This is a genomic window from Palleronia marisminoris (assembly GCF_900172315.1).
Classification (GTDB): domain Bacteria; phylum Pseudomonadota; class Alphaproteobacteria; order Rhodobacterales; family Rhodobacteraceae; genus Palleronia; species Palleronia marisminoris.
The window spans coordinates 19,713-41,668 of sequence record NZ_FWFV01000013.1; the positions used below are offsets into that span (position 1 = coordinate 19,713).

General features: G+C 67.6%; 24 protein-coding genes and 1 tRNA gene. 18 read left to right on the forward strand and 7 right to left on the reverse strand.

Annotated features, from left to right (window positions below; translation table 11 throughout):
- Nucleotide 1 precedes the first annotated feature (1 nt).
- From PAM7066_RS19065 to PAM7066_RS16465, 4 genes are read right to left on the reverse strand one after another with little or no spacing between them, the layout of a single operon-like run.
- Entirely contained in the window at nt 2-160 is a 159-nt protein-coding gene (locus PAM7066_RS19065) for a hypothetical protein (protein WP_175484706.1), read from the reverse strand.
- Complete coding sequence (locus PAM7066_RS16455; RefSeq protein ID WP_085855317.1) at nt 160-957, reverse strand: S49 family peptidase; 798 nt, start codon at nt 955-957, stop codon at nt 160-162. The genes PAM7066_RS19065 and PAM7066_RS16455 overlap by 1 nt, the downstream gene beginning before the upstream one ends.
- Nucleotides 958-1,004: 47 nt before the next feature.
- Nucleotides 1,005-1,766 carry an ABC transporter permease gene (locus PAM7066_RS16460; RefSeq protein WP_085855318.1) on the reverse strand — a complete coding sequence of 254 codons (762 nt, stop codon included), beginning with the start codon at nt 1,764-1,766 and terminating at the stop codon, nt 1,005-1,007.
- On the reverse strand, nt 1,763-2,695 hold the full coding sequence (locus PAM7066_RS16465) for an ABC transporter ATP-binding protein (protein WP_085855319.1): 933 nt from the start codon (nt 2,693-2,695) through the stop codon (nt 1,763-1,765). The genes PAM7066_RS16460 and PAM7066_RS16465 overlap by 4 nt, the downstream gene beginning before the upstream one ends.
- Before the next feature lie 105 nt (nt 2,696-2,800).
- On the opposite strand from PAM7066_RS16465, the gene PAM7066_RS16470 reads away from it, so the two are divergent.
- On the forward strand, nt 2,801-3,943 hold the full coding sequence (locus PAM7066_RS16470) for a TIGR03862 family flavoprotein (protein WP_085855354.1): 1,143 nt from the start codon (nt 2,801-2,803) through the stop codon (nt 3,941-3,943).
- Nucleotides 3,944-4,011: 68 nt separating this feature from the next.
- Nucleotides 4,012-4,881, forward strand: coding sequence for a phosphoserine phosphatase SerB (serB, locus tag PAM7066_RS16475; RefSeq protein WP_085855320.1), 870 nt, complete (start codon nt 4,012-4,014; stop codon nt 4,879-4,881).
- On the opposite strand, the gene PAM7066_RS16480 is transcribed toward serB, so the two are convergent.
- The gene (locus PAM7066_RS16480) at nt 4,878-5,861 is read right to left on the reverse strand and encodes an asparaginase (RefSeq protein WP_085855321.1); all 984 of its coding nucleotides are present in this window, start codon (nt 5,859-5,861) and stop codon (nt 4,878-4,880) included. The genes serB and PAM7066_RS16480 overlap by 4 nt on opposite strands.
- A 172-nt stretch (nt 5,862-6,033) precedes the next feature.
- Here PAM7066_RS16480 and PAM7066_RS16485 point away from each other — a divergent pair, with 172 nt between their 5' ends.
- A complete protein-coding gene (locus PAM7066_RS16485; protein ID WP_085855322.1) occupies nt 6,034-6,561 on the forward strand; it encodes an invasion associated locus B family protein in 528 nt (175 codons plus the stop codon).
- 136 nt (nt 6,562-6,697) lie between these two features.
- Nucleotides 6,698-7,882 (forward strand): dual-specificity RNA methyltransferase RlmN, encoded by a 1,185-nt coding sequence (gene rlmN / locus PAM7066_RS16490; RefSeq protein WP_085855323.1) that lies wholly within the window; start codon nt 6,698-6,700, stop codon nt 7,880-7,882.
- On the opposite strand, the gene PAM7066_RS16495 is transcribed toward rlmN, so the two are convergent.
- On the reverse strand, nt 7,879-8,736 hold the full coding sequence (locus tag PAM7066_RS16495) for an LOG family protein (RefSeq protein ID WP_085855355.1): 858 nt from the start codon (nt 8,734-8,736) through the stop codon (nt 7,879-7,881). The genes rlmN and PAM7066_RS16495 overlap by 4 nt on opposite strands.
- 89 nt (nt 8,737-8,825) lie before the next feature.
- Between PAM7066_RS16495 and dapD the strand changes: the two genes are divergently transcribed.
- The 8 genes from dapD (at nt 8,826) to PAM7066_RS16535 (ending at nt 15,936) form a co-directional block, all read left to right on the forward strand.
- Nucleotides 8,826-9,653 carry a 2,3,4,5-tetrahydropyridine-2,6-dicarboxylate N-succinyltransferase gene (dapD, locus tag PAM7066_RS16500; RefSeq protein ID WP_085855324.1) on the forward strand — a complete coding sequence of 276 codons (828 nt, stop codon included), beginning with the start codon at nt 8,826-8,828 and terminating at the stop codon, nt 9,651-9,653.
- Nucleotides 9,654-9,806: 153 nt separating this feature from the next.
- Complete coding sequence (locus PAM7066_RS16505) at nt 9,807-10,055, forward strand: GlsB/YeaQ/YmgE family stress response membrane protein (RefSeq protein WP_217639991.1); 249 nt, start codon at nt 9,807-9,809, stop codon at nt 10,053-10,055.
- A gap of 85 nt (nt 10,056-10,140) precedes the next feature.
- Entirely contained in the window at nt 10,141-10,464 is a 324-nt protein-coding gene (locus PAM7066_RS16510; RefSeq protein ID WP_085855326.1) for a DUF8846 family protein, read from the forward strand.
- A 60-nt stretch (nt 10,465-10,524) separates the two neighbouring features.
- Nucleotides 10,525-11,655 carry a succinyl-diaminopimelate desuccinylase gene (gene dapE / locus PAM7066_RS16515; protein WP_085855327.1) on the forward strand — a complete coding sequence of 377 codons (1,131 nt, stop codon included), beginning with the start codon at nt 10,525-10,527 and terminating at the stop codon, nt 11,653-11,655.
- A complete protein-coding gene (locus PAM7066_RS16520) occupies nt 11,652-12,074 on the forward strand; it encodes a GNAT family N-acetyltransferase (protein WP_085855328.1) in 423 nt (140 codons plus the stop codon). Before dapE ends, PAM7066_RS16520 begins: the two co-directional genes overlap by 4 nt.
- Nucleotides 12,075-12,119: 45 nt before the next feature.
- Nucleotides 12,120-14,390 carry a ribonuclease R gene (rnr, locus tag PAM7066_RS16525; RefSeq protein ID WP_085855329.1) on the forward strand — a complete coding sequence of 757 codons (2,271 nt, stop codon included), beginning with the start codon at nt 12,120-12,122 and terminating at the stop codon, nt 14,388-14,390.
- Nucleotides 14,391-14,440: 50 nt separating this feature from the next.
- Nucleotides 14,441-15,043 carry a bifunctional nicotinamidase/pyrazinamidase gene (gene pncA, locus PAM7066_RS16530; protein ID WP_085855330.1) on the forward strand — a complete coding sequence of 201 codons (603 nt, stop codon included), beginning with the start codon at nt 14,441-14,443 and terminating at the stop codon, nt 15,041-15,043.
- Nucleotides 15,043-15,936: a DMT family transporter gene (locus tag PAM7066_RS16535; RefSeq protein WP_085855331.1), complete on the forward strand. Its 894-nt coding sequence runs from the start codon at nt 15,043-15,045 to the stop codon at nt 15,934-15,936. The genes pncA and PAM7066_RS16535 overlap by 1 nt, the downstream gene beginning before the upstream one ends.
- Nucleotides 15,937-15,962: 26 nt before the next feature.
- Here the strand turns inward: PAM7066_RS16535 and PAM7066_RS16540 are convergent.
- Nucleotides 15,963-16,038, reverse strand: a tRNA-Lys gene (locus PAM7066_RS16540).
- A 92-nt stretch (nt 16,039-16,130) separates the two neighbouring features.
- Here PAM7066_RS16540 and dapF point away from each other — a divergent pair.
- The 6 genes from dapF to PAM7066_RS16570 all read left to right on the forward strand — a co-directional run bounded on the left by dapF (nt 16,131) and on the right by PAM7066_RS16570 (nt 21,943).
- Nucleotides 16,131-16,964, forward strand: a complete 834-nt coding sequence (gene dapF / locus PAM7066_RS16545; RefSeq protein ID WP_085855332.1) for a diaminopimelate epimerase — start codon at nt 16,131-16,133, stop codon at nt 16,962-16,964.
- Nucleotides 16,961-18,217, forward strand: coding sequence for a tRNA (N(6)-L-threonylcarbamoyladenosine(37)-C(2))-methylthiotransferase MtaB (gene mtaB / locus PAM7066_RS16550; RefSeq protein WP_090929495.1), 1,257 nt, complete (start codon nt 16,961-16,963; stop codon nt 18,215-18,217). Before dapF ends, mtaB begins: the two co-directional genes overlap by 4 nt.
- A 49-nt stretch (nt 18,218-18,266) precedes the next feature.
- Nucleotides 18,267-18,872: a glutathione S-transferase gene (locus PAM7066_RS16555; protein WP_085855357.1), complete on the forward strand. Its 606-nt coding sequence runs from the start codon at nt 18,267-18,269 to the stop codon at nt 18,870-18,872.
- Nucleotides 18,873-19,180: 308 nt separating this feature from the next.
- A complete protein-coding gene (petA, locus tag PAM7066_RS16560) occupies nt 19,181-19,759 on the forward strand; it encodes a ubiquinol-cytochrome c reductase iron-sulfur subunit (RefSeq protein WP_085855333.1) in 579 nt (192 codons plus the stop codon).
- Nucleotides 19,760-19,772: 13 nt separating this feature from the next.
- On the forward strand, nt 19,773-21,116 hold the full coding sequence (locus PAM7066_RS16565) for a cytochrome b (protein WP_085855334.1): 1,344 nt from the start codon (nt 19,773-19,775) through the stop codon (nt 21,114-21,116).
- Nucleotides 21,117-21,130: 14 nt separating this feature from the next.
- Complete coding sequence (locus PAM7066_RS16570) at nt 21,131-21,943, forward strand: cytochrome c1 (protein WP_085855358.1); 813 nt, start codon at nt 21,131-21,133, stop codon at nt 21,941-21,943.
- The last annotated feature ends 13 nt before the right edge of the window (nt 21,944-21,956 follow it).

Consider the following 21,956-nt stretch of genomic DNA (forward strand, 5'->3'; position numbering starts at 1 on the left):
CTCAACCCTTCCCGCAGCTGCACGGCTTCGAGCCGATCCGGTAGCGGCCGCACCCGTCGCATTTCATCGAGCCGAGCTTCTTCTGCCCCGGGAAGCGCAGGCGTCCGAACATGGCCAGCACGACCATGCCGATCAGGAACAGCGTGACGATCTTGATCATCACAGCCCGAACCGCGCCCAGGCCGCGTGATCCTCGACGCCCGCAACCGCCTCGGCGGCCATCGCGCGGCCGAACCGGCTGAGGAAGGGGCGCTTCTGCTTGTAGCTGGTGAAGCGGACGTCCTTGCCGAACCTCTCTTTCATCATCGGGACGAGGTGCCCGATCCCGTCCACCAGCCCCATGTCGGCCGCGCGCTTGCCGACCCAGAACTCGCCCGTGAACAGCCGCGGATCCTCGGCCAGCTTGGCGCCCCTGCGCCCACGGACCTGATCCTTGAAGTTGTCGTGGATCTGCGTCTGCAGCTCTTTGAGACGCTCGACATCCTCGTCCCTTTCGGGGCGGAAGGGGTCGAGCATGCTCTTGCTTTCGCCCGCCGTGTAGACGCGCCGCTCGATCCCGTAGCGGCCGATGAACTTGTCGAAGCCGAACCCGGCCGAGATCACCCCGATGGAGCCGACGATCGAATTCGGGTCAGCGTAGATTTCGTCCGCCGCCGTGGCCAGCCAGTAGCCGCCAGAGGCCGCGACGTCCTCGACGAAGGCATAGACGGGGATGCCGCGCTCGTCGGCCAGGCGCCGGATGCGCGCGGCGATCAGCGAGGACTGCACCGGCGAGCCGCCGGGCGAGTTCAGCAGAAGCGCCACCGCGGCGGGCTTGCCGCGGCGGAACGCCTTCTCGATCATCGGCGCGAGGGTGATGTCGTTGAGCCGGGCGGGATTGCCGGAGGCGATGATCCCCTGAAGGCGGATCACCGCGATCAGGGGCTTGCGGGACATGAATGGCAGACGAAGTTGCATGAGCCCCTATCTAGCGACGATCGCGCGAAAGATAACCCGCAAGGCGGTCAGTCGCGGATCCGCCATCCGGTGCGGAAGATCCAGCCGATGAAGGCAAGGCAGGTGGCGGTAAACCCGATGATTGCGAGGATCGACCAGCCCACCGACACGTCGGACATGCCGAAGAACGACCACCGGAACCCCGAGACGAGGTAGACCACCGGGTTGAACAGGCTGATCGTCTCCCACACGCCGGGCAGCATCGAGATGGAATAGAACGTGCCCCCGAGGAAGATCAGCGGCTGGACAAGCAGCAGCGGAACAAGCTGGAGCTGCTCGAAATTCGTGGCCCAGATGCCGACGATGAACCCCATCAGGCTGAAGGACAGGCAGGTCAGCACCAGGAACACCATCATCCAGACCGGATGCTGGATGTCGAGATCCACGAACAGGTACGCCGTCGCCAGGATGATCAGGCCGATCAACAGCGACTTGGTCGCCGCCGCAAAGACGTAGCCCGCCGTGATCTCGAGGAACGAAGCGGGCGCTGACAGAAGCTCGTAGATCGAGCCAACGAATTTCGGGAAGTAGATGCCGAACGACGCGTTCGAGATCGACTGCGTGATGACTGTCAGCATGATGAGGCCCGGCACGATGAACGCGCCGTAGCTGACGCCCTCGACCTCTTCGATCCGGCTGCCGATGGCGGCGCCGAACACGACGAAGTAAAGCGAGGTCGACAGCACGGGCGACACCACCGTCTGCGTCATCGTGCGGAAGGCGCGCGACATCTCGTAGCGGTAGATGGCCCAGATCGCGTAAAGGTTCACGTCCGATCCTCCCCTGCCGTGAGATCGACGAAAATATCCTCGAGCGAGGATTGCTCGGTCCGCACGTCACGCACCTTGTAGCCGCGCTCGCGCAGGCCGGTCAGCAACCGGGTGATCCCCGTCCCGTCGCCCCCGGGGTCGTAGGTATAGGTCAGCTCGCGCCCCGCCTCGCCCAGCTCCAGCGGGGTGTCGTCCATCCCCTCCGGCAGGTGCGCCGCCGGCTCCGTCAGTTCGATGACCAGCCGCTTGCGCCCCAGCTCGCGCATCAGCGCCGCCTTGTCGCGCACCAGCTTGATCTCGCCGCCCGAGATGATGCCGATGCGATCGGCCATCGCCTCGGCCTCTTCGATGTAATGCGTCGTCAGAATGACGGTCACGCCATGCGCCCGCAGCTCGGCCACGGTGCTCCACATCTCCTTGCGCAGGCCCACATCAACGCCCGCGGTCGGCTCGTCGAGGAACAGCACCTTCGGCTCGTGACTCAGCGCCTTGGCGATCAGGACCCGCCGTTTCATGCCTCCCGACAGCGCCCGGATCTGCACGTCGCGCTTGTCCCACAGCGACAGCGAGCGCAGCACGCGTTCGATATGCTCGGCACCGCCACGCTTGCCGAAGAGGCCGCGCGTGAATCGCACCGTGTTCATCACCGTCTCGAAGGGCTGCAGGTTGATCTCCTGCGGGACGAGGCCGATCAGCGCGCGCGCCTTGCGGTAGTCGCGGACATTGTCGTGCCCGCCCACCACCACATGCCCCGCCGTGATCGAGGCCATGCCGCAGATGCACGAGATCAGCGTCGTCTTGCCCGCGCCGTTCGGCCCCAGCAGCGCGAGGATCTCGCCCTCTTCGATCTCGAGGTCCACGTCCTTGAGGGCATGGACGCCGCCCTCGTAGCGCTTGGACAGGTTCTTGACTGAGACGATGGCGGACATGGACCCTCCGGGTTTCGGAGGCGAACCTAGCAGGTGGTGCGCGAAGGGGAAGCCGCGAAGGCTTTGCGCTACCGCACAGGTGCAGGCTACACCGCGCGCATGAAGATCGACGCACTCGTGGTGGGCGCAGGGCCCGCGGGCCTCGTGGCGGCCGAGGAACTGGGCCGCGCCGGCGCCCGCGTGCTGGTGGCCGAGCGCATGCCCTCGCCCGCGCGTAAGTTCCTGATGGCGGGCAAGTCGGGGCTGAACCTGACCAAGGACGAGGACCCCGCGCTGATCGCCGCCGCCTACGGGGCCGGTGCGGGGCCGGTGCCGCGGATCGTCGGCGCCTTCGGACCTGCAGAGATTCGCGCCTGGGCCGAGGGTCTGGGACAGCCGCTTTTCACCGGCTCGACCGGTCGGGTGTTTCCGGTGGCGATGAAGGCCTCGCCCCTGCTGCGGGCGTGGCTGACCCGGCTCGACGGCTTCGGCGTGCAGCTTCGCACGCGTTGGCACTGGACCGGCGACGGCTTCGACACACCCGAGGGGCCGGTCCGAGTCGACGCACGGGCGACGGTGCTCGCGATGGGTGGGGCAAGCTGGCGGCGGCTCGGCTCGGACGGCGCATGGGCCGTGCACCTCGCAGCCACGGGGCTGCCGGTCGCGCTGTTCCAGCCCGCCAATGCGGGGCTGTCGGTCGCGTGGTCCAATCATATGTCCCCGCTTTTCGGTGCGCCGGTGAAGAATGTCGCGCTTCTGACGGGCGATGTAGAGGCGCGCGGCGAGTTCGTGATCGCGCGCACCGGCCTCGAAGGGGGCGGCATCTATGCCGTCAGCCGGGCGGTGCGCGAGGGGGCTCCGCTGGCGCTGGACCTCAAGCCCGACCTGACCGAAGCCGAAATCCGCGCCCGCCTTGCCCGCGCGAAAGGCAGCCTCGGCAACCGCCTGCGCAAGCTGGGGCTCGACCCGGCGCAGCGGGCGTTGCTCATGGAATTCGCCCGCCCCCTGCCCGACGACCTTGCCCCCCTGATCAAGCGCCTGCCGGTCCCGCATGAGGGCCTGCGCCCGCTCGACGAGGCGATCTCGACCGCCGGAGGGCTGATGTGGGACGCGCTGGACGTCGACCTGATGCTGAAGGACCGCCCCGGCACCTTCGCCTGCGGCGAGATGCTGGACTGGGAGGCACCCACGGGCGGCTACCTGCTGACCGCCTGCCTCGCCACCGGACGTCATGCCGGTCAGGCGGCCGCGCGCTTCCTCGGCCTCTGACCGCCCTTCCCCCCGCGCTAACGCGACGCTATGCGAAGCGCGCCCAGACCTGACCCGGAGCCCGCGCCATGCATGTCGCCACCCTGATCGCCGCCGACCGCCTCGACCCTGCGTTCGTCGATGCGCTGCGCAACGCCTGGGGCGGCGGTGACGCGGTCTGGCTCGACCCCGCCCGTGCCGCGGAGTTCCTGATGGAGACACCTCCCGCCAACCTCTGGGAGGTCTGGGACGAGGCGCAGAAGCTCGGCATCGACCTGGCGGTGCAGAAGGCCGACGGGCGTCGCAAGGACGTGCTGCTCGCCGACATGGACTCGACCATGATCCGGCAGGAATGCATCGACGAACTGGCCGAGATCGCCGGCGTCGGCGCCCGCGTGAAGGAGATCACCGCCCGCGCGATGAACGGCGAGCTGGATTTCGAGGGCGCCCTGCGCGAGCGGGTCGGCCTGCTCGAGGGGCTCGAGGCTGCCGTGATCGACCAGGTATGGACCGAGCGCATCACCCTCACCCCCGGCGGGCGCGAACTGATCGCGACCATGCGCGCGAATGGCGGATACTGCGCGCTGGTGTCGGGCGGGTTCACCCAGTTCACGCAGCGCGTCGCCGCGGCGCTGAGCTTCGACGAGCACCGCGCAAACACGCTGATCGACGTGGACGGACGGCTGACCGGTCAAGTCGCCGAGCCGATCCTGGGCCGCGAGGCCAAGATCGCCGCGTTGCGCGAGGTCTGCGCGGCGCGGGGCGTCGGCCTCCAGCGGGCGATGGCGGTGGGTGACGGAGCGAACGACCTCGGGATGCTGGGCCTCGCCGGGGCGGGCGTCGCGCTGCATGCCAAGCCGGTCGTCGCGGCCGAGGTCGACCTGCGGATCAACCACGGCGATCTCACCGCGCTCCTGTTCCTGCAGGGATACTCTCGCGACGAATTCGCGCCGGCCTAGACAAACCCCGGCGATGTGCGCGTTACGCCCACCTGTACGCCGGCGCGGTTCAGGATCGGCGCATCGCGAACTACTCGAACCGCCCACGCGTCGCGCGGGAAGATGCCGAAGCGCGTCAGCAGCGCCGCCATCGCGGTGTCTGCGGCGCGCCCGGCCCCGTCCACGATCTTGAGCGCGATTCCGATCCTGCGCTCGGGCAGCATCGCGACATAGACACCCTCGGCCCCCGGCTTGACCGCCACGCGACCGGGTGCTGCTTCCATGAAGCGCGAGGCGGTCTTGCCCTGCCCCGCCACGAGGAACGGATGCGCCATCATCGACTGGCGCAGCGAATACATCGCGTTCCGGCGCGTGCTCTGCCCCTCTTCGGCGGCGGCGAAGGCGGCCATGGCGCGCGCCAGGCCCGTCACCGTCGTGGCGAAATTCGGAGCGGCGCAGCCGTCGATTCCATAGCCGGGACTGTTCATGCCGGTCAGCTCTTCGAAGGCGGTTCGCACCGCCTTCTGAACGGAGCCGTCGGGATCCACATAGGCGCCCTTGGCCCGCAGGTGGCGGTGGAACTGCAGGAAGCCGACGTGCTTGCCCGAGCACTGGTTGTGGACCTGCTCGGGTTCCGAGCCCTCGCGTATGAGCGCCTCTTGCAGGTAACGGTCGCGGGGCCGTTCGCGCCCGCAGACCAGGTCATCGTCGCTCAGCCCCAGCTCGGCGAGCCAGCCGCGCACCGCGTTGACGTGGACGCTGGCGCCTTCGTGCGAGGCGCAGGCCAGAGCCATCCGCTCGGACGACAGCGGCACCCCGGCCTCGACCATGGGCAGGGCCTGCAGCATCTTACAGGAAGAGCGCGGGTAGATCACCGCGTCGGGATCGCCCCAGGATTCGATCACACCGCCCGTGGCGTGGTAGGCCACCGCGTGGCCCAGATGAACGGACTCCCTCAGGTCGCCACGCCAAAGCTCCACCATCGGGATCGGATCACTCATCTCACCTCCTGTTCACCATAAGGCGATTTTCTGCCCAGAGGGCTTTTTCGCCCCGACACTTTACCCTTATGCTGCCACCGATTAACAGAAGGTGGAACCGTCTGGGTTGAGCCCCGAAAAGAGGGCACGACGCGGCCGGCAGAGGCAGACACGAGCTGGAGGCTCAGAGAGTATGAAAGCACTTCTCGGATCGCTCACGGGTCTGATGATGATTGGCGCGACGACAGTCGCGTCCGCCCAGGAGGAAAGCACCAGCCGCGTCGCGGTTGAGACCGCATGGAGCGTCTTCGTCGAGGACGACCCCAAGGAATGCTGGAGCGTGTCGAGCCCGACGGCCACGCGCAACACGCGCGGCGGAGAAGTCGTGGACGTGCGCCGCGGCGATATCCTGCTGTTCCTGACCTTCCGTCCGGGCGCGGACGTCGCGGGCGAAGTGTCCTTCACCGGCGGCTATCCTTTCGCCGAGGGCTCGACCGTGAACCTGGACATCGGCGGGACCGAGTTCGAATTGTTCACCGAGGGCGAGTGGGCCTGGCCCGCGTCCGAGGACGAGGACGAACAGGTCGTCGCGGCAATGAAGCGCGGCGCCGATGCGACGCTGACCGCCCGCTCGGCGCGCGGCACGCAGACGCAGGACACGTTCTCGCTCTACGGGTTCTCCGCCGCGCTCGACGAAGCGCAGGAGCGCTGCTCGGGCTGAGCCACGGACCGGACGAGACGAACAGGGCGGCCCGAGGGCCGCTCTTTTCGTTTGCAGGTCGATCGGACCGGCAGGGGTTCACGAAAGCCCCGGCATCCCCTATATGCCGCCCATTCCGCAGTCCGAAAGTTCGCCCATGTCCGCGCCCCAGACGCCGATCACGCAAGACGTGCTGACCCTTCCGCGCAAGGCCGCGCCGGAGGAAAAGACGAATCTCGTGGGTCTGACCCGCAACCAGATGCGGGACGCGCTGATCGCCATCGGCACGTCCGAAAAGCAGGCGAAGATGCGGGTGGGCCAGGTCTGGGCGTGGATCTACCAGCGCGGCGTGCGTGATTTCGCCGAGATGACGAACCTCGCCAAGGGCTACCGCGCCCAGCTGGACGAGCATTTCGCCATCCGCGTCCCCGAAGTCGTCCGCAAGGAAGTCAGCACCGACGGCACCCGCAAGTACCTGCTGCGGATCAACGGCGGGCACGAGGTCGAGGCGGTCTATATCCCCGAGGAATCGCGCGGGACGCTTTGCATTTCCAGCCAGGTCGGCTGCACGCTGACCTGTTCGTTCTGCCACACCGGCACGCAGCGGCTGGTGCGCAACCTGACCGCGGGCGAGATCGTCGGCCAGATCATGGTGGCGCGCGATGATCTCGGCGAATGGCCCGAGCCCGGCCGCAACCCCCATGACGAGACGCGGCTTCTGTCGAACATCGTCCTGATGGGCATGGGCGAGCCGCTTTATAATTTCGACAACGTGCGCGACGGGATGAAGATCGCGATGGATGGCGAGGGGATCAGCCTGTCCCGCCGCCGCATCACCCTGTCCACGTCCGGCGTGGTCCCCATGATCGCCCGCACCGCCGAGGAGATCGGCTGCCTTCTGGCCGTGTCCTTCCATGCCACGACGGATGAGGTGCGCGACACACTCGTGCCGATCAACAAGCGCTGGAACATCGAGGCGCTGCTTGCCGAGCTCAGGGAATATCCCCGCCTATCAAATTCCGAGCGGATCACCTTCGAATATGTCATGCTCAAGGGCGTGAACGACAGCGACGAAGACGCGCACCGGCTGGTCGAGCTGATCCGCGGCATCCCGGCCAAGATCAACCTGATCCCGTTCAACCCGTGGCCCGGCTCGCCCTATGAGCGGTCGTCGAACAACCGCATCCGGGCCTTCGCGGACATCGTCTACAAGGCCGGCTATGCCTCGCCGATCCGCACGCCGCGGGGCGAGGACATCATGGCCGCCTGCGGTCAGTTGAAATCCGACACCGAGCGCGAGCGGAAGTCCAAGCGCCAGATCGAGACCGAAGCGCGGGCCTAGTCCCGCTTCGGCTCCGGCCGGCCCGGGACGTCCTCGCGCGGCTCTTCGGGCAGTTCCCAGGTGTCGATGGCGTGGATCGCTTCCTCGGCCGTCTCGACGAACTGAAACAGGCCCAGATCCACGTCGGCGATCGTGCCCGCCTCGGCCAGTGCGGCGAAGTTGACGACCTTCTCCCAGAACGCCCGACCGAAGAGCAGGACCGGGATCCGCTCCATCCGGCCGGTCTGGATCAGGGTCAGCGCCTCGAACAGCTCGTCCATCGTGCCGAAGCCGCCCGGGAAGGCCACGATTGCGTTCGCCCGCATCAGGAAGTGCATCTTTCGGATCGCGAAGTAGTGGAAGTTGAAGCACAGGCCCGGCGTCACGTACTCGTTCGGCGCCTGCTCGTGCGGCAGCACGATGTTCAACCCGATGGAATGACCGCCCGCATCGAACGCGCCGCGGTTGCCAGCCTCCATCACGCCCGGGCCGCCGCCGGTGACGATGACGTTCTCGCGCCCGTAGGTCTGCATCGAACGTTCGGTCATGATGCGCGCAAACGCCCGCGCCTCGTCGTAATAGCGCGAAAGTTCGGCCATCGCGTCGGACTTGGCGTCGGCGGGATGTTCGCGGATGCGGGCACCGCCGAACATCACGATGGTCGATTCGATGTTCTTCTCGGCCATCACCATCTCGGGCTTCAATAGCTCGAGTTGCAGGCGCACGGGGCGCAGTTCGGGGCGGCCAAGGAATTCGTCATCCGCGAAGGCAAGCTTGTAGGCCGGCGCGCGCGTCTGCGGCGTGTCAGGGACCTCCTCAGCCGTGCGCCGGTCGGTCGGCGCGTCGCGGAAGGGCGATGCGGTGTGGTCGGTCATGATGTCAGGAAGCTCCGTCCATTGCAGGGCCGACATAGCCACCCTATAGCCTCGGGGCCAGACCAGCAGCCAGGAAAGGACCGCGCCCCATGTCCCACGACCAGCTCGAATCCGCAATCGAGGCCGCCTGGGAGGCCCGCGCCGACATCACGCCGCAGACCGGCGGCGAAACCCGCGAGGCCATCGAAGCCACGCTGGAAGCGCTTGACCAGGGCACCCTGCGCGTCGCCGAAAAGCGCGAGGGCGGCGACTGGCATGTGAACCAGTGGGCCAAGAAGGCGGTCCTTCTGGGCTTCCGCATCAAGGACATGGAGATCCACCCCGGCGGCCCGCAGGGCGGCGGCTGGTGGGACAAGGTCGACAGCAAGTTCGCCGGCTGGGGCGAGAATCGCTGGCGCGACGCCGGTTTCCGCGCCGTGCCGAACGCCGTCGTGCGCAAGTCGGCCTTCATCGGCAAGGGCGTCGTGCTGATGCCGTCTTTCGTGAACCTCGGCGCCTATGTGGACGAGGGCACGATGGTCGACACCTGGGCCACCGTCGGGTCCTGCGCCCAGATCGGCAAGAATGTCCACCTGTCGGGCGGCGTCGGCATCGGCGGCGTGCTCGAACCCCTTCAGGCCGACCCGACCATCATCGAGGACGGCTGCTTCATCGGCGCACGCTCCGAGGTGGTCGAAGGCTGCATCGTCCGCGAAGGCGCGGTGCTGGGGATGGGCGTGTATCTGGGCAAGTCCACCAAGATCGTCGACCGCGAGACGGGCAAGGTCGCCTATGGCGAGATCCCGCCCTATTCGGTGGTTGTGTCGGGTTCGATGCCATCGAAGAACAACCTGAACCTGTATTGCGCGGTGATCGTGAAGCGCGTCGACGAGAAGACGCGCAGCAAGGTCGGCATCAACGAACTGTTGCGCGACTGAAACACACGGGAAGTTCCGCGCGCGTGGCGGGATCGGGTGCATGGGCATGATCCCGTTCTGACCCAGAATGATTAAGGGGAAGCCAAGACGAACGTGGAACCACCTCCTCACTGCGCCGTTACCATTGCATAAAAACATATCGAGGGACACGAAATGGGCTGGATTATCACGATTATTCTGGGCGGGCTGGCCGGCTGGATTGCCGAAAAGATCATGAATTCGGATCATGGCCTGCTGACCAACATCGTTCTGGGTATCGTCGGCGCCGCGGTGCTGAACTTCATCCTTGGGACGCTGCTGGGCCTTTACACGTCCGACAGCTGGATCGCCTACCTGATCGTCGCGATCATCGGCGCCTGCGGTCTGATCGCCATCTGGCGGGCGGTGCGCGGACGCGCCTGACTTCTGTTGACGAGTGTCGCCTTTCGCAAAGCCGGGACCTGTCGTCCCGGCTTTCGCATATCCCGCCCCGATGCTAGAGGGCCCCATGGCTCGCGAACATCACGTCTATACCCTTCTCGTCCAGACCGGCCGCAGCCCTGACGACGGGCTGCCGGACGGCGCGACCGGCGCCGCCCTTCTGTGCTATGCCTGCGGCGTGGACGAGGCCGAGGCGGTGCGCGAAACCGTCGCCGTCCTCAAGCAGGCCGACCTGTCGCCCCTGGACGTGACCGGCTACGGCACACTTCAGGAACGGCTCGACGACGGGGAAGAGATCGACACGGAAGAACGTGCCCTGATGGACCGCGCCGCGGCCGAAAACGCCGTGATCGTCGCGCAGGCCACGCCCCTTTACGACGAGGACGACTGACCCGCCGCGTTGCCCCCGCCCCATGCCGGGCGTAAGCATCCGCGCAACGAAGGAGGTGCCATGTCCGTCGATCCCGTCGCCCTCACCCAAGACCTGATCCGCGAAGCGTCCGTCACGCCGGACTCGGCCGGTGCCGTGGCGCTGGTCCAGCGCGTGCTGGAACAAGCGGGTTTCGCCTGCACCCGCACCGATCGGAACGGCATCCCCAACCTCTATGCCCGCTTCGGCACAGCCAGCCCGGTGCTGGGCTTCAACGGCCATGTGGACGTGGTTCCGGTGGGCGATCCGGCCGACTGGACGGGCGACCCCTTCGGCGCCGAGATCCGGGACGGCACCCTGTACGGCCGGGGCGCGTGCGACATGAAATCCGGCGTCGCCGCCTATATCGCGGCGGCCGTCGAGGCCGCAGCCGCCTGCCCCGGCTCGCTGGTGCTGACGATCACCGGCGACGAGGAAGGCGACGGCGTGGACGGCACGGCGGCGATCCTCGACTGGATGGCTTCGAACGGCGAGCGGATGGACGCCTGCCTCGTGGGCGAGCCGACCTGCCCCGACCAGATGGGCGAGATGGTCAAGATCGGCCGCCGCGGCTCGATGACGGCTTGGGCCAAGGCGACGGGTCGGCAGGGGCATTCCGCCTATCCGCACCGGGCGCTGAACCCGATCCATGCGATGGTCGCCTACCTTGCCCGCCTGACCGGTAAGCCGCTGGACGGCGGCACCGCCCATTTCGACCCCTCGACCCTGCAAGTGACGGGGTTCGACACAGGCAACGCCGCGAACAACGTCATCCCCGCCACCACCCGCGCCATGGTGAACATCCGCTTCAACGACGACCACGGCAGCGCCGGCCTGTCCGACTGGCTGCGGGCCGAGGCTGCCACCGTCACGGCCGACACCGGCGTGACCTTCGACCTCGACATCAAGGTCTCGGGCGAAAGCTTCGTCACGCCCCCGGGCCCCCTGACCGACCTCGTGCAGCAGGCCGTCGCGGCCGAGACAGGCCGCACCCCCGTCCTGTCCACCTCGGGCGGCACCTCGGACGCGCGGTTCATCAAGGACCACTGCCCGGTGATCGAGGTCGGCCTTGTCGGAAGCACGATGCACCAGGTGGACGAACGGGTGGAGGTCGCCCATATCCATCAACTGACCGCCATCTACCGGCGCATCATCGCGGGGTATTTCGCATGAGCCTTCTCGTTACCCGGACCGACGACATGGACGCCTGCCGCGCCCTGCGCCGCGCCGTGTTCATCGAGGAACAGAACGTCCCCGAGGATCTCGAATGGGACGGCCACGACGCCGAGGCGGTCCACATGCTCGCCCGGCTGGACGGGCAGGCGGTGGGCACGCTGCGCCTGTTCCTGACCCCGCCCACCGCCAAGATCGGGCGGGTCTGCGTGCTGCAACCCCTGCGCGGCACAGGGGTGGGCCGCGCGCTGATGCAGGCTGCGCTCGGCCTTCTGCGCGAGCAGCCGGGCATCGAAGAGGCGAAGCTGGGTGCGCAGATGCAGGTGCTGGACTTCTATCGCGGCCTTGGTTTCGATGCCCACGGCCCCATCTACGACGATGCCGGCATCCCGCACCGGGACATGACCCTCCGCCTGTGACGGCTTGCCTGTCGTCTGGCGCCAAGACCTGATAGGGGCCGCGACATGGCTGATCTTCCGACCAAGGCCGACATCCTGCAGTGGATCTCGGACAACCCGACCCTCACCGCCAAGCGCGACATCGCGCGGGCCTTCGGCATCAAGGGCCAGGCGCGCGTCGACCTCAAGCGGATGCTGAAAGAGCTCGAGGAAGAGGGTAACCTCGAAAAGCGCAAGAAGACCTATCGCGACCCCGAGACCCTGCCCCCCGTGTCCGTCTGCGAGATCGTCCGGCCCGATGCCGACGGAGACCTCTACGCCAAGCCGCTGGAATGGACCGGAGACGGCCGGGAACCACGCATCCTGATCGTCGAACGCCAATCCGACACGGCACTCGGCCCCGGCGACCGGGTGCTGCTGCGCTTGACGCAGGTGAAGGGCGAGGGTCACGCCTATGAAGGCCGCCTGATCCGCAAGCTGACCCGGACCGCCGCCCGGATGCTTGGCATCTTCCGCGCCGAGGCCGAGGGCGGGCGGATCGTGCCGGTCGACAAGGGGTCGGACAAGGAATGGCTGGTCCGCGCCGGCGATACCCACGGCGCCCGCGACGGCGAACTGGTCGAGGCCGAGCGTGCCGGCCCGAAGGATCGCATGGGTCTGCCCCGCGCCCGCATCCTCGACCGGCTGGGCGACCCGTCCGCGCCGCGCGCCGTCTCGCTGATCGCGATCGCGCAGCACGGCATCCCCGACCACTTCCCCGACGACGTGATCGCCGAAGCCGAAGCGGCCGAACCCGTGCCGCTTGGCGACCGCACCGACCTGCGCGACCTGCCCCTCATCACCATCGACCCCAGCGACGCGCGCGACCATGACGACGCGGTCTATGCCCATGCCGACGACGACCCCAAGAACCAGGGCGGCCACGTCCTGTGGGTCGCCATCGCCGACGTCGCCCACTACGTCCGCCCCGGCTCCGAACTGGACCGCGAGGCGCGCAAGCGCGGCAACTCCACCTATTTTCCCGACCGCGTGGTGCCGATGCTGCCCGAGGCGCTGTCGGGCGACCTCTGCTCGCTGCACGAAGGGGCGGAACGCGCCTGCCTTGCCGTGCGCATGGTGCTCGACCGCGAAGGCACCAAGATCGGCCACCAGTTCCACCGCGGCCTGATGCGCTCGCCCGCCGCACTCTCCTACGAAGAGGCGCAGGCGGCCCACGACGGCCAACCCACCGACAAGACCGATGCGCTGGTCGAGCCGGTCATCACGCCGCTCTTCAACGCCTATCACGCGCTCCGCACCGCGCGGCACACCCGCCAGCCGCTGGAGCTTGACCTGCCCGAGCGCCGGATCGAGCTGTCGCCCGAGGGCCGCGTGACCTCCGTCGCCTTCCGCGATCGCCTCGACGCGCACCGCCTGATCGAAGAGTTCATGGTGCTGGCCAACGTCGCCGCCGCCGAGGAACTCGGCAAGCGCCGCACGGCGCTGCTCTACCGCGTCCACGAGGAACCCTCGCCCGACAAGCTCGAGGCGCTGCGCGAGGTCGCCGGGGCGTCGGGCTTCACGATGGCCAAGGGGCAGGTCCTGCAGACCCGCCACCTGAACCAGCTTCTCGCGCAGGCCCAGGGCACCGAGTTCGACGAGCTCATCAACATGTCCACCCTGCGCTCGATGACGCAGGCCTATTACAGCCCCGAGAATTTCGGCCATTTCGGCCTCGCGCTGAAGCACTACGCCCACTTCACCTCGCCCATCCGCCGCTACGCCGACCTCGTCGTGCACCGCGCGCTGATCGCCGCACATGGCTGGGGCAAGGACGGGCTGACCCCGCACGACATCGAAGAGCTGCCCCAGACGGGCGAGCACATCTCGGGGACCGAGCGCCGCTCGATGCTGGCCGAGCGCGACACGACCGACCGCTACCTTGCCGCCTTCCTGTCCGAGCGCGTCGGCTCCGAAATGACGGGCCGGATCTCGGGCGTGCAGAAGTTCGGCCTCTTCGTGAAGCTGGACGAGACGGGCGCGGACGGCCTCGTCCCGGTTCGCGGGATCGGCGACGAGTATTTCCACTTCGACGCCGACGCCCAGACGCTGATGGGGGACCGCACCGGCCTGACCCTGGGCCTCGGCCAGCGCGTCACGGTGCGCATCGCCGAGGCTGTTCCGGCCACCGGCGGCCTCGTCCTCGACCTGCTGGACGCCGAGGGCGCCACCCTCTCCGCCCCGTCTTCGCGTGCCCGCACCCGCCGCAGCGGCCCGCCGCCCAAGCGCGCCAAGGGAAAGGCGAAGGCCAAGAAGACCGTCCGCGAGCGCAAGGTGAAGCGCACCCGTCGGGGTTGACGCCCCCGGCGCCGGGTGCAGGATCGCCCGGCACAAACCGGGAGAGCCCCATGCACGACGCCACCCACGCGCTTCTCGTCATCGACATGCAGAATGACTTCTGCCCGGGCGGCGCGCTGGCGGTCCCCGAGGGCGATACGCTGGTGCCGGGCATCAACGCCCTGATGGACGATTTCCGCGTCGTGATCCTTACCCAGGACTGGCACCCGGCCGGCCATTCGTCCTTCGCGTCAACCCACGCCGACAAGGCTCCGATGGACACCGTCGAGATGCCGTACGGCACCCAGATCCTCTGGCCCGACCACTGCGTCCAAGGCACCCACGGCGCCGCCTTCGTCCCCGGCCTCAGGACCGACGCGGACCTGATCCTGCGCAAGGGCTTCAATCCCGCCATCGACAGCTATTCCGCCTTCTTCGAGAACGACCAGACAACACCCACCGGCCTCGAAGGCTACCTGTGCACCCGCGGGATCGAGCGGCTGACCCTCGTCGGCCTCGCCCTCGACTTCTGCGTGAACTTTTCCGCCCTCGACGCGGCAAAGCTCGGCTTCGACGTCACCGTGCGCACCGACCTCAGCCGCGCCATCGACGCAAACGGGTCCAGAGACGCCGCCACCGAGGCGATGAGGCAGGCCGGCGTGGAGCTTTGCTGATGGACGCCCGCGCGCTGTTCCTCGGGATCGCCTTCGCGGTCATGTGGTCCTCGGCCTTCACCTCGGCCAAGATCGTCGTCGCCCACGCCCCGCCCCTGACGGCACTAGCGTTCCGCTTCGCCATCTCGGGCCTGATCGCCGTCGTCATCGCCCGCGCCTTGGGCCAGACGTGGCGCCTAACGCCCCCGCAATGGCGCGCGACGGTGGTGTTCGGCCTGTGCCAGAACGCGCTATACCTCGGCCTCAACTTCATCGCCATGCGCACGATCGACGCCGGGCTCGCCTCGATCATTGCGTCGACCATGCCGCTTCTGGTCGCCCTCGTCGGCTGGCTGGTGTTCCGCGAGCGTCTGCCCGCCATGGGCGTCACCGGCCTGCTAGCGGGGCTGGCGGGCGTCGCCCTCATCATGGGCAGCCGCATCTCGGGCGGCGTGGACATGGGCGGCCTCGCGCTGTGCATCGTTGCGGTGGTCGCGCTGACCGTGGCGACGCTCAGCGTGCGGGGCGCGTCCTCGGGTGGCAACCTGTTGATGGTCGTGGGCCTGCAGATGCTGGTCGGCTCGGCGATCCTGACCGTCGCCGCGCTGCTGTTCGAGGAGTGGCAGGTGGACTGGACGCCATCGCTGATCCTCGCATTCGCCTACACGACCCTGGTGCCTGGCCTCGCCGCGACACTGACGTGGTTCGTGCTGGTCGGGCGAATCGGAGCAACGCGAGCCGCCAGCTTCCACTTCCTCAACCCGTTCCTCGGCGTCGCGCTGGCGGCCCTCGTGCTGGGCGAACAGCTCGGGCCGCTCGACCTTGCGGGCGTGGCGATCATCATGGCGGGGATTCTCGCGGTGCAGTTGACCAAGGCGCCCGCGCCCAGCGCACCGCGCCGGACGTCCGCCTAGAGTGATTCACCACGACTGAAAGGAAGTGGTGAGCCGACAGGGGCTCGAACCCTGGACCTACTGATTAAAAGTCAGTTGCTCTACCAACTGAGCTATCGGCTCACTGGCGGGCGAGATAACGGGGCCTCTCCGGGGCGTCAAGCGCAAAGCCCGCGCTTTTCTTCGCGTCGCCCTCTCCTTATATGGCGTCAGCCATGATCCAACGTCCCGCACCCCTGCCGTTCATGAAGATGCACGGCCTCGGCAACGACTTCGTCGTCCTCGACCTGCGCGAGGGCGAGGTCGTCGTGACGCCCGCGCTCGCCCGCGCCGTGGGCGACCGGCAGCGTGGCGTCGGGTTCGACCAGCTCGCCACGATCCATGCCGACGCGGAGGCCGACGCGTGCCTCGTGTTCTGGAATGCCGACGGCTCGAAGGCCGGGGCTTGCGGCAACGCGACCCGCTGCATCGCCCGCCACCTGATGGACGACACCGGTGCGACCAAGCTGCGCCTGCGGACCGAGCGTGGCCTACTGACCGTGCGCGACGCGGGCGAGGGGATGACGGCCGTGAACATGGGCGACCCGATCCTCGACTGGCGCGAGATTCCCCTGTCGGAAGACGTGGACATCGACGCCTTGCCGATCGACGGGGCGCCGCTCGCCACCGGCATGGGCAACCCGCATTGCACGTTCTTCGTGGATGACGTGAAGGGCGTGGATCTCGCCACCTTCGGCCCCGCGCACGAGCATCACCCCCTGTTCCCCCAGCGCACCAACGTCCAGATCGCCCACGTCACCGGCCCTGACCGCCTGCGGATGCGGGTATGGGAGCGTGGCGCGGGAATCACGCTCGCCTCGGGCTCGTCCTCCTGCGCCGTCGCGGTCGCGGCCCATCGCCGGGGTCTCGTGGGGCGCAGCGTGACCATCGACCTCGACGGCGGGACGATCCACATCGACTGGCGCGACGACGGCGTCTGGATGACCGGCCCCACCGCCCATGTCTTCGATGGGGTCCTGACCCCCGACTGGCTGGAGGCCAATTCGTGAAGCCCCCCGTCTTTTCCAATCACGGCTGCCGCCTGAACATGTACGAGACCGAGGCGATGAAGGCGCTTGCGGCCGAACATGGCCTGTCGGACGCCGTGGTGGTCAACACCTGCGCCGTGACGGCCGAGGCCGTGCGCAAGGCAAAGAAAGACATCCGCCGCCTCGCCCGCGAAAACCCTGGCGCGGCCGTCATCGTCACCGGCTGCGCCGCCCAGACCGAGCCCGAGACCTTCGCGGCGATGCCCGAGGTCACGCGCGTCATCGGCAACACCGAAAAGATGCAGCCCGCCACATGGGCCGCCATGGCCCCCGATTTCACGGGGCAGACCGAGCGCGTGCAGGTCGACGACATCATGTCCGTGACCGAAACCGCCGGCCACCTGATCGACGGCTTCGGCACGCGCAGCCGCGCCTATGTGCAGGTCCAGAACGGCTGCGACCACCGCTGCACTTTCTGCATCATCCCCTTCGGCCGGGGCAATTCGCGGTCGGTCCCCGCGGGCGTCGTGGTCGAACAGATCCGCCGCCTGGCCGCGCAGGGCTACGAGGAAATCGTCCTGACCGGCGTCGACCTGACGTCGTGGGGCGCCGACCTGCCTGGCACGCCGCGCCTTGGCGACCTTGTGATGCGGATCCTCAAGCTGGTGCCCGAGCTTCCACGCCTTCGGATCAGCTCGATCGATTCGATCGAGGTCGACGAGAACCTGATGCGCGCCATCGCCGAGGAAGAGCGGCTGATGCCCCACCTGCACCTGTCGCTTCAGCATGGCTCGGACCTGATCCTCAAACGGATGAAGCGTCGCCACCTGCGCGGCGACGCGATCCGCTTCTGCGACGAAGCCCGCCGCCTGCGCCCCGAGATGACCTTCGGCGCCGACATCATCGCCGGTTTCCCGACCGAGACCGAGGATCATTTCGCCGACTCCCTCCGGCTGGTCGAGGAGTGCGGCCTGACATGGCTGCACGTCTTCCCGTACTCGGCCCGCCCCGGCACCCCAGCCGCCCGGATGCCGCAGCTCGGCGGCGGGCTGGTCAAGGAACGCGCCGCCCGGCTGCGCGCCCTTGGCGACAGGGCGGTTGCCGAGCACCTGTCCGCGCAGGTCGGCCGCACCCACCGCGTGCTGATGGAAAGCCCCCGCATGGGCCGGACGGAGCAATTTGCCGAGGTCGCCTTCACCGCCGACCGCCCCGAGGGCCGCACCGTCGAGACCCGGATCGAGGGCGTCGCGGGCAACCAATTGACCGCCGCCTGACCCGGAAGGTGCTCGCCTCTGGCTCGGTTCGGGATATGATCCGGCCATGATGGAACTGTATCACTCCCCCGCGTCGCCCTTCGTCCGAAAGGTCATGGTCGTCCTGCACGAGACCGACCAGCTGTCGGACGTCGCGCTCCGCGCGTCCTCCCAGACGCCCCTGCGCCCGGATCCGGCCAATCAGAACCCGCTTGGCAAGGTTCCCTGTCTGGCTCGACCCGACGGCCCGGCGCTGTACGACAGCCGGGTGATCTGCCGCTATTTGAACGACCGCGCGGGGGCGGGTCTTTATCCGCAGGCACGGATCTGGGATGTGCTGACGCTGGAAGCGACGGCGGACGGGATCATGGATGCGGCCGTGCTCATGGTCTACGAGGGCCGCGTCCGGTCCGAGGCGATGCAGTCCGCCGAATACGTGGATGCGCAATGGGCCAAGATCACCCGTGCCCTGGACGCGCTCGAGAATCGATGGCTCAGCCACCTCTCCGGGCCGCTCCACATAGGCCAGATCGCCGTTGTCTGCGCATTGGGCTATCTCGACTTGCGCCACGCCGCCCGGTCCTGGCGCGAGGGGCGCCCCGGCTTGACCGCATTCGACGCGCGCATGGCCGAGCGACCGTCCTTCGCCGCAACGGCGCCCGCCGAGAACCGGTAGCAGGCCCCTAGAGGGACTGTCTCCATCCCGGTCGATCCGACGCGTCCGGATCGCTGCCGGCTGTTGCCGTCGACACGCCGCGCTTCCTGCGGACCAATGGAGGACAAGCCGCGCCCCTGTGTCGCATTTATTGCAATCGGCCCGAAACCTGCGGTATTCGCCCTATCCACGGACGGCCTGCGCGGCTTTGCGCGCTGGACCGCGAGGGAATCAGACGCTAGACAGCGCTGCAACGCGCCGGACCAGGTTCAGGCGGATTTCCCGTGTCTGCTCCCAATCCGACGGCCGCTAGAAGGAGAGACGACCCCGTGTCCCACGCAGACGATCACGGCACCACACGCCGCGACTTTCTCTACTATGCCACCGCAGGTGTCGGCGCCGTCGTCGCGGGCGCTGCAGTGTGGCCTCTTGTGAACCAGATGAACCCGGCCGCCAACGTGCAGGCCCTTTCCTCGATCCGCGTGGATGTGAGCGGGGTCGAACCCGGCACCCAGCTGACGGTCCAGTGGCTCGGAAAGCCCGTCTTCATCCGCCGCCGCACCGAGGAAGAGATCGCGGAAGCCAACGCGGTCGATCTCGCGGATTTGCCGGACCCCATCGCGCGGAACGCAAATATCGAGGGCGACGCCCCGGCGACAGACCCCAACCGGGCCCTGTCCCAGGGCGAGGGTGGCAACGCCGAGGAATGGCTGGTGATGATGGGCGTCTGCACCCACCTGGGCTGCGTGCCGCTGGGTGACGGCGCCGGCGAATTCGGCGGCTGGTTCTGCCCCTGCCACGGGTCGCACTACGACACGGCCGGCCGCATCCGCCGCGGTCCCGCGCCGACCAACCTGCCGGTTCCCGTCGCGGCCTTCGCCGACGAAACCACGATCGTTCTGGGATAAGGAGAACCTGAGCATGGCCGGAATCCCACACGACCATTACGAACCGAATACCGGGGCCGAGCGCTGGCTGCACCGGCGCTTGCCGATCGTGGGTCTTCTCTACGACACGATCATGATCCCGACGCCCAAGAACCTCAACTGGATGTGGATCTGGGGCATCGTCCTGGTCTTCACCCTGGTCCTTCAGATCGCCACCGGCGTCGTCCTGGTGATGCACTACATCCCGTCGACGGACACCGCCTTCGCCTCTGTCGAGCACATCATGCGCGACGTGAACGGCGGCTTCATGCTGCGCTACCTGCACATGAACGGCGCGTCGCTGTTCTTCGTCGCCGTCTACATGCACATCTTCCGCAACCTCTATTACGGTACCTACAAGGAGCCGCGCGAGGTCACGTGGATCATCGGCATCCTGATGTACATCCTGATGATGGGCACCGCCTTCATGGGCTACGTCCTTCCCTGGGGCCAGATGTCCTTCTGGGGCGCCACGGTGATCACGGGCCTGTTCGGCGCGATCCCCTTCATCGGCGAATCGATCCAGACCTGGCTCCTGGGCGGACCGGCCGTCGGTGAATACACGCTGACGCGCTTCTTCTCGCTGCACTACCTGCTGCCGATGATCCTGGTCGGCCTGACCGCCGTCCACATCTGGGCCTTCCACACCACCGGCAACAGCAACCCGACCGGGGTCGAGGTGCGCCGCACGTCGAAGGCGGACGCACAGAAGGACACGCTGCCCTTCTGGCCCTACTATGTCATGAAGGACGTCTTCGCGCTGGCGGTGATCCTCGTGGTGTTCTTCGCCATCGTGGGCTTCATGCCGAACTACCTCGGCCATCCCGACAACTACATGGAGGCGAACCCGCTGGTGACCCCGGCGCACATCGTCCCCGAGTGGTACTTCCTGCCCTTCTACGCGATCCTGCGCGCCTTCACGAGCGACGTCTGGATCGTGATGCTCGCAAGCTGGATCACCGGCGGCATCATCGACGCCAAGTTCTTCGGCGTGCTGGCGATGTTCGGCGCCATCGCGGTCATGGCGCTTGCGCCCTGGCTCGACACGTCGAGCGTCCGCTCGGGCCGGTACCGCCCGATGTTCAAGTGGTGGTATGCCCTCTTCATCGTGAACTTCTTCGTCCTGATGTGGGTCGGGGCGATGCCGGCGGAAGAGCCCTACTCGACGATCTCGCTGATCGCGTCTGCCTACTGGTTCGGCTACTTCCTGGTGATCCTGCCGCTTCTGGGCATCTTCGAAAAGCCGATCCCGCAGCCCGCGACGATCGAGGAAGACCACGCGAGCCACTACGCCCCGGCCACGGGCGGAACGACCACCATCGTGAACCCGGCCGAGTGAGAATGAGGACAATGATGATCAAGCAACTCACCCTCTCGCTCGCCGTTGCGCTTGGCCTTGCCGGCGCAGCCCACGCCGCGGGCAGCGAGGACAGCCACGTCACCGACTACGCGTTCCCGTTCGAGGGTCCGTTCGGCACCTACGACCAGTTCCAGCTGCAGCGCGGCCTGCAGGTCTACACGCAGGTCTGCTCGGCCTGCCACGGCCTGCAATATGTCGCGTTCCGCTCGCTCGGCGCCGAGGACGGCCCCGGCCTGCCCGAGGATCAGGTTCGCGCCTATGCGGCACAGTTCGAAGTCTGGGACGAGGCTCTTCTGGATGGCGAGGGCGACTTCCGCCCGGCCATCCCGACCGACCATTTTCCGGAATCAGCCCTCTCGAACGCGCCGGACCTGTCCCTGATGGGGAAAGCCCGCGCGGGGTTCCACGGGCCCTATGGACTCGGGATCAACCAGCTCGTGAAGGGCATGGGGGGGGCGGAATACCTCACCTCGCTGCTGATGGGCTATACCGGCGAGACGATGACGCAGGCCGGCGCCACCCTCTACGAGAACGAGACCTTCCCCGGCGGTTGGATCGCGATGCCGCAGCCGCTCTACGGCGATGACGTCGTCTACGAGGATGGCACCGAAGCGACGCTCGAGCAGGTGTCGAAGGATGTATCGGCCTTCATGATGTGGACCGCCGAGCCCAAGCTGGCGGCCCGCAAGCGCGCCGGTCTGACCGGCGTGGTGATCCTGAGCGTTCTGGCGGTGCTTCTTTACCTGACCAACAAGCGGATCTGGGCGCCCCACAAGCGCAAGATCAAGGACGAGCCGGCCGCCTGATCGGCCCACAAAT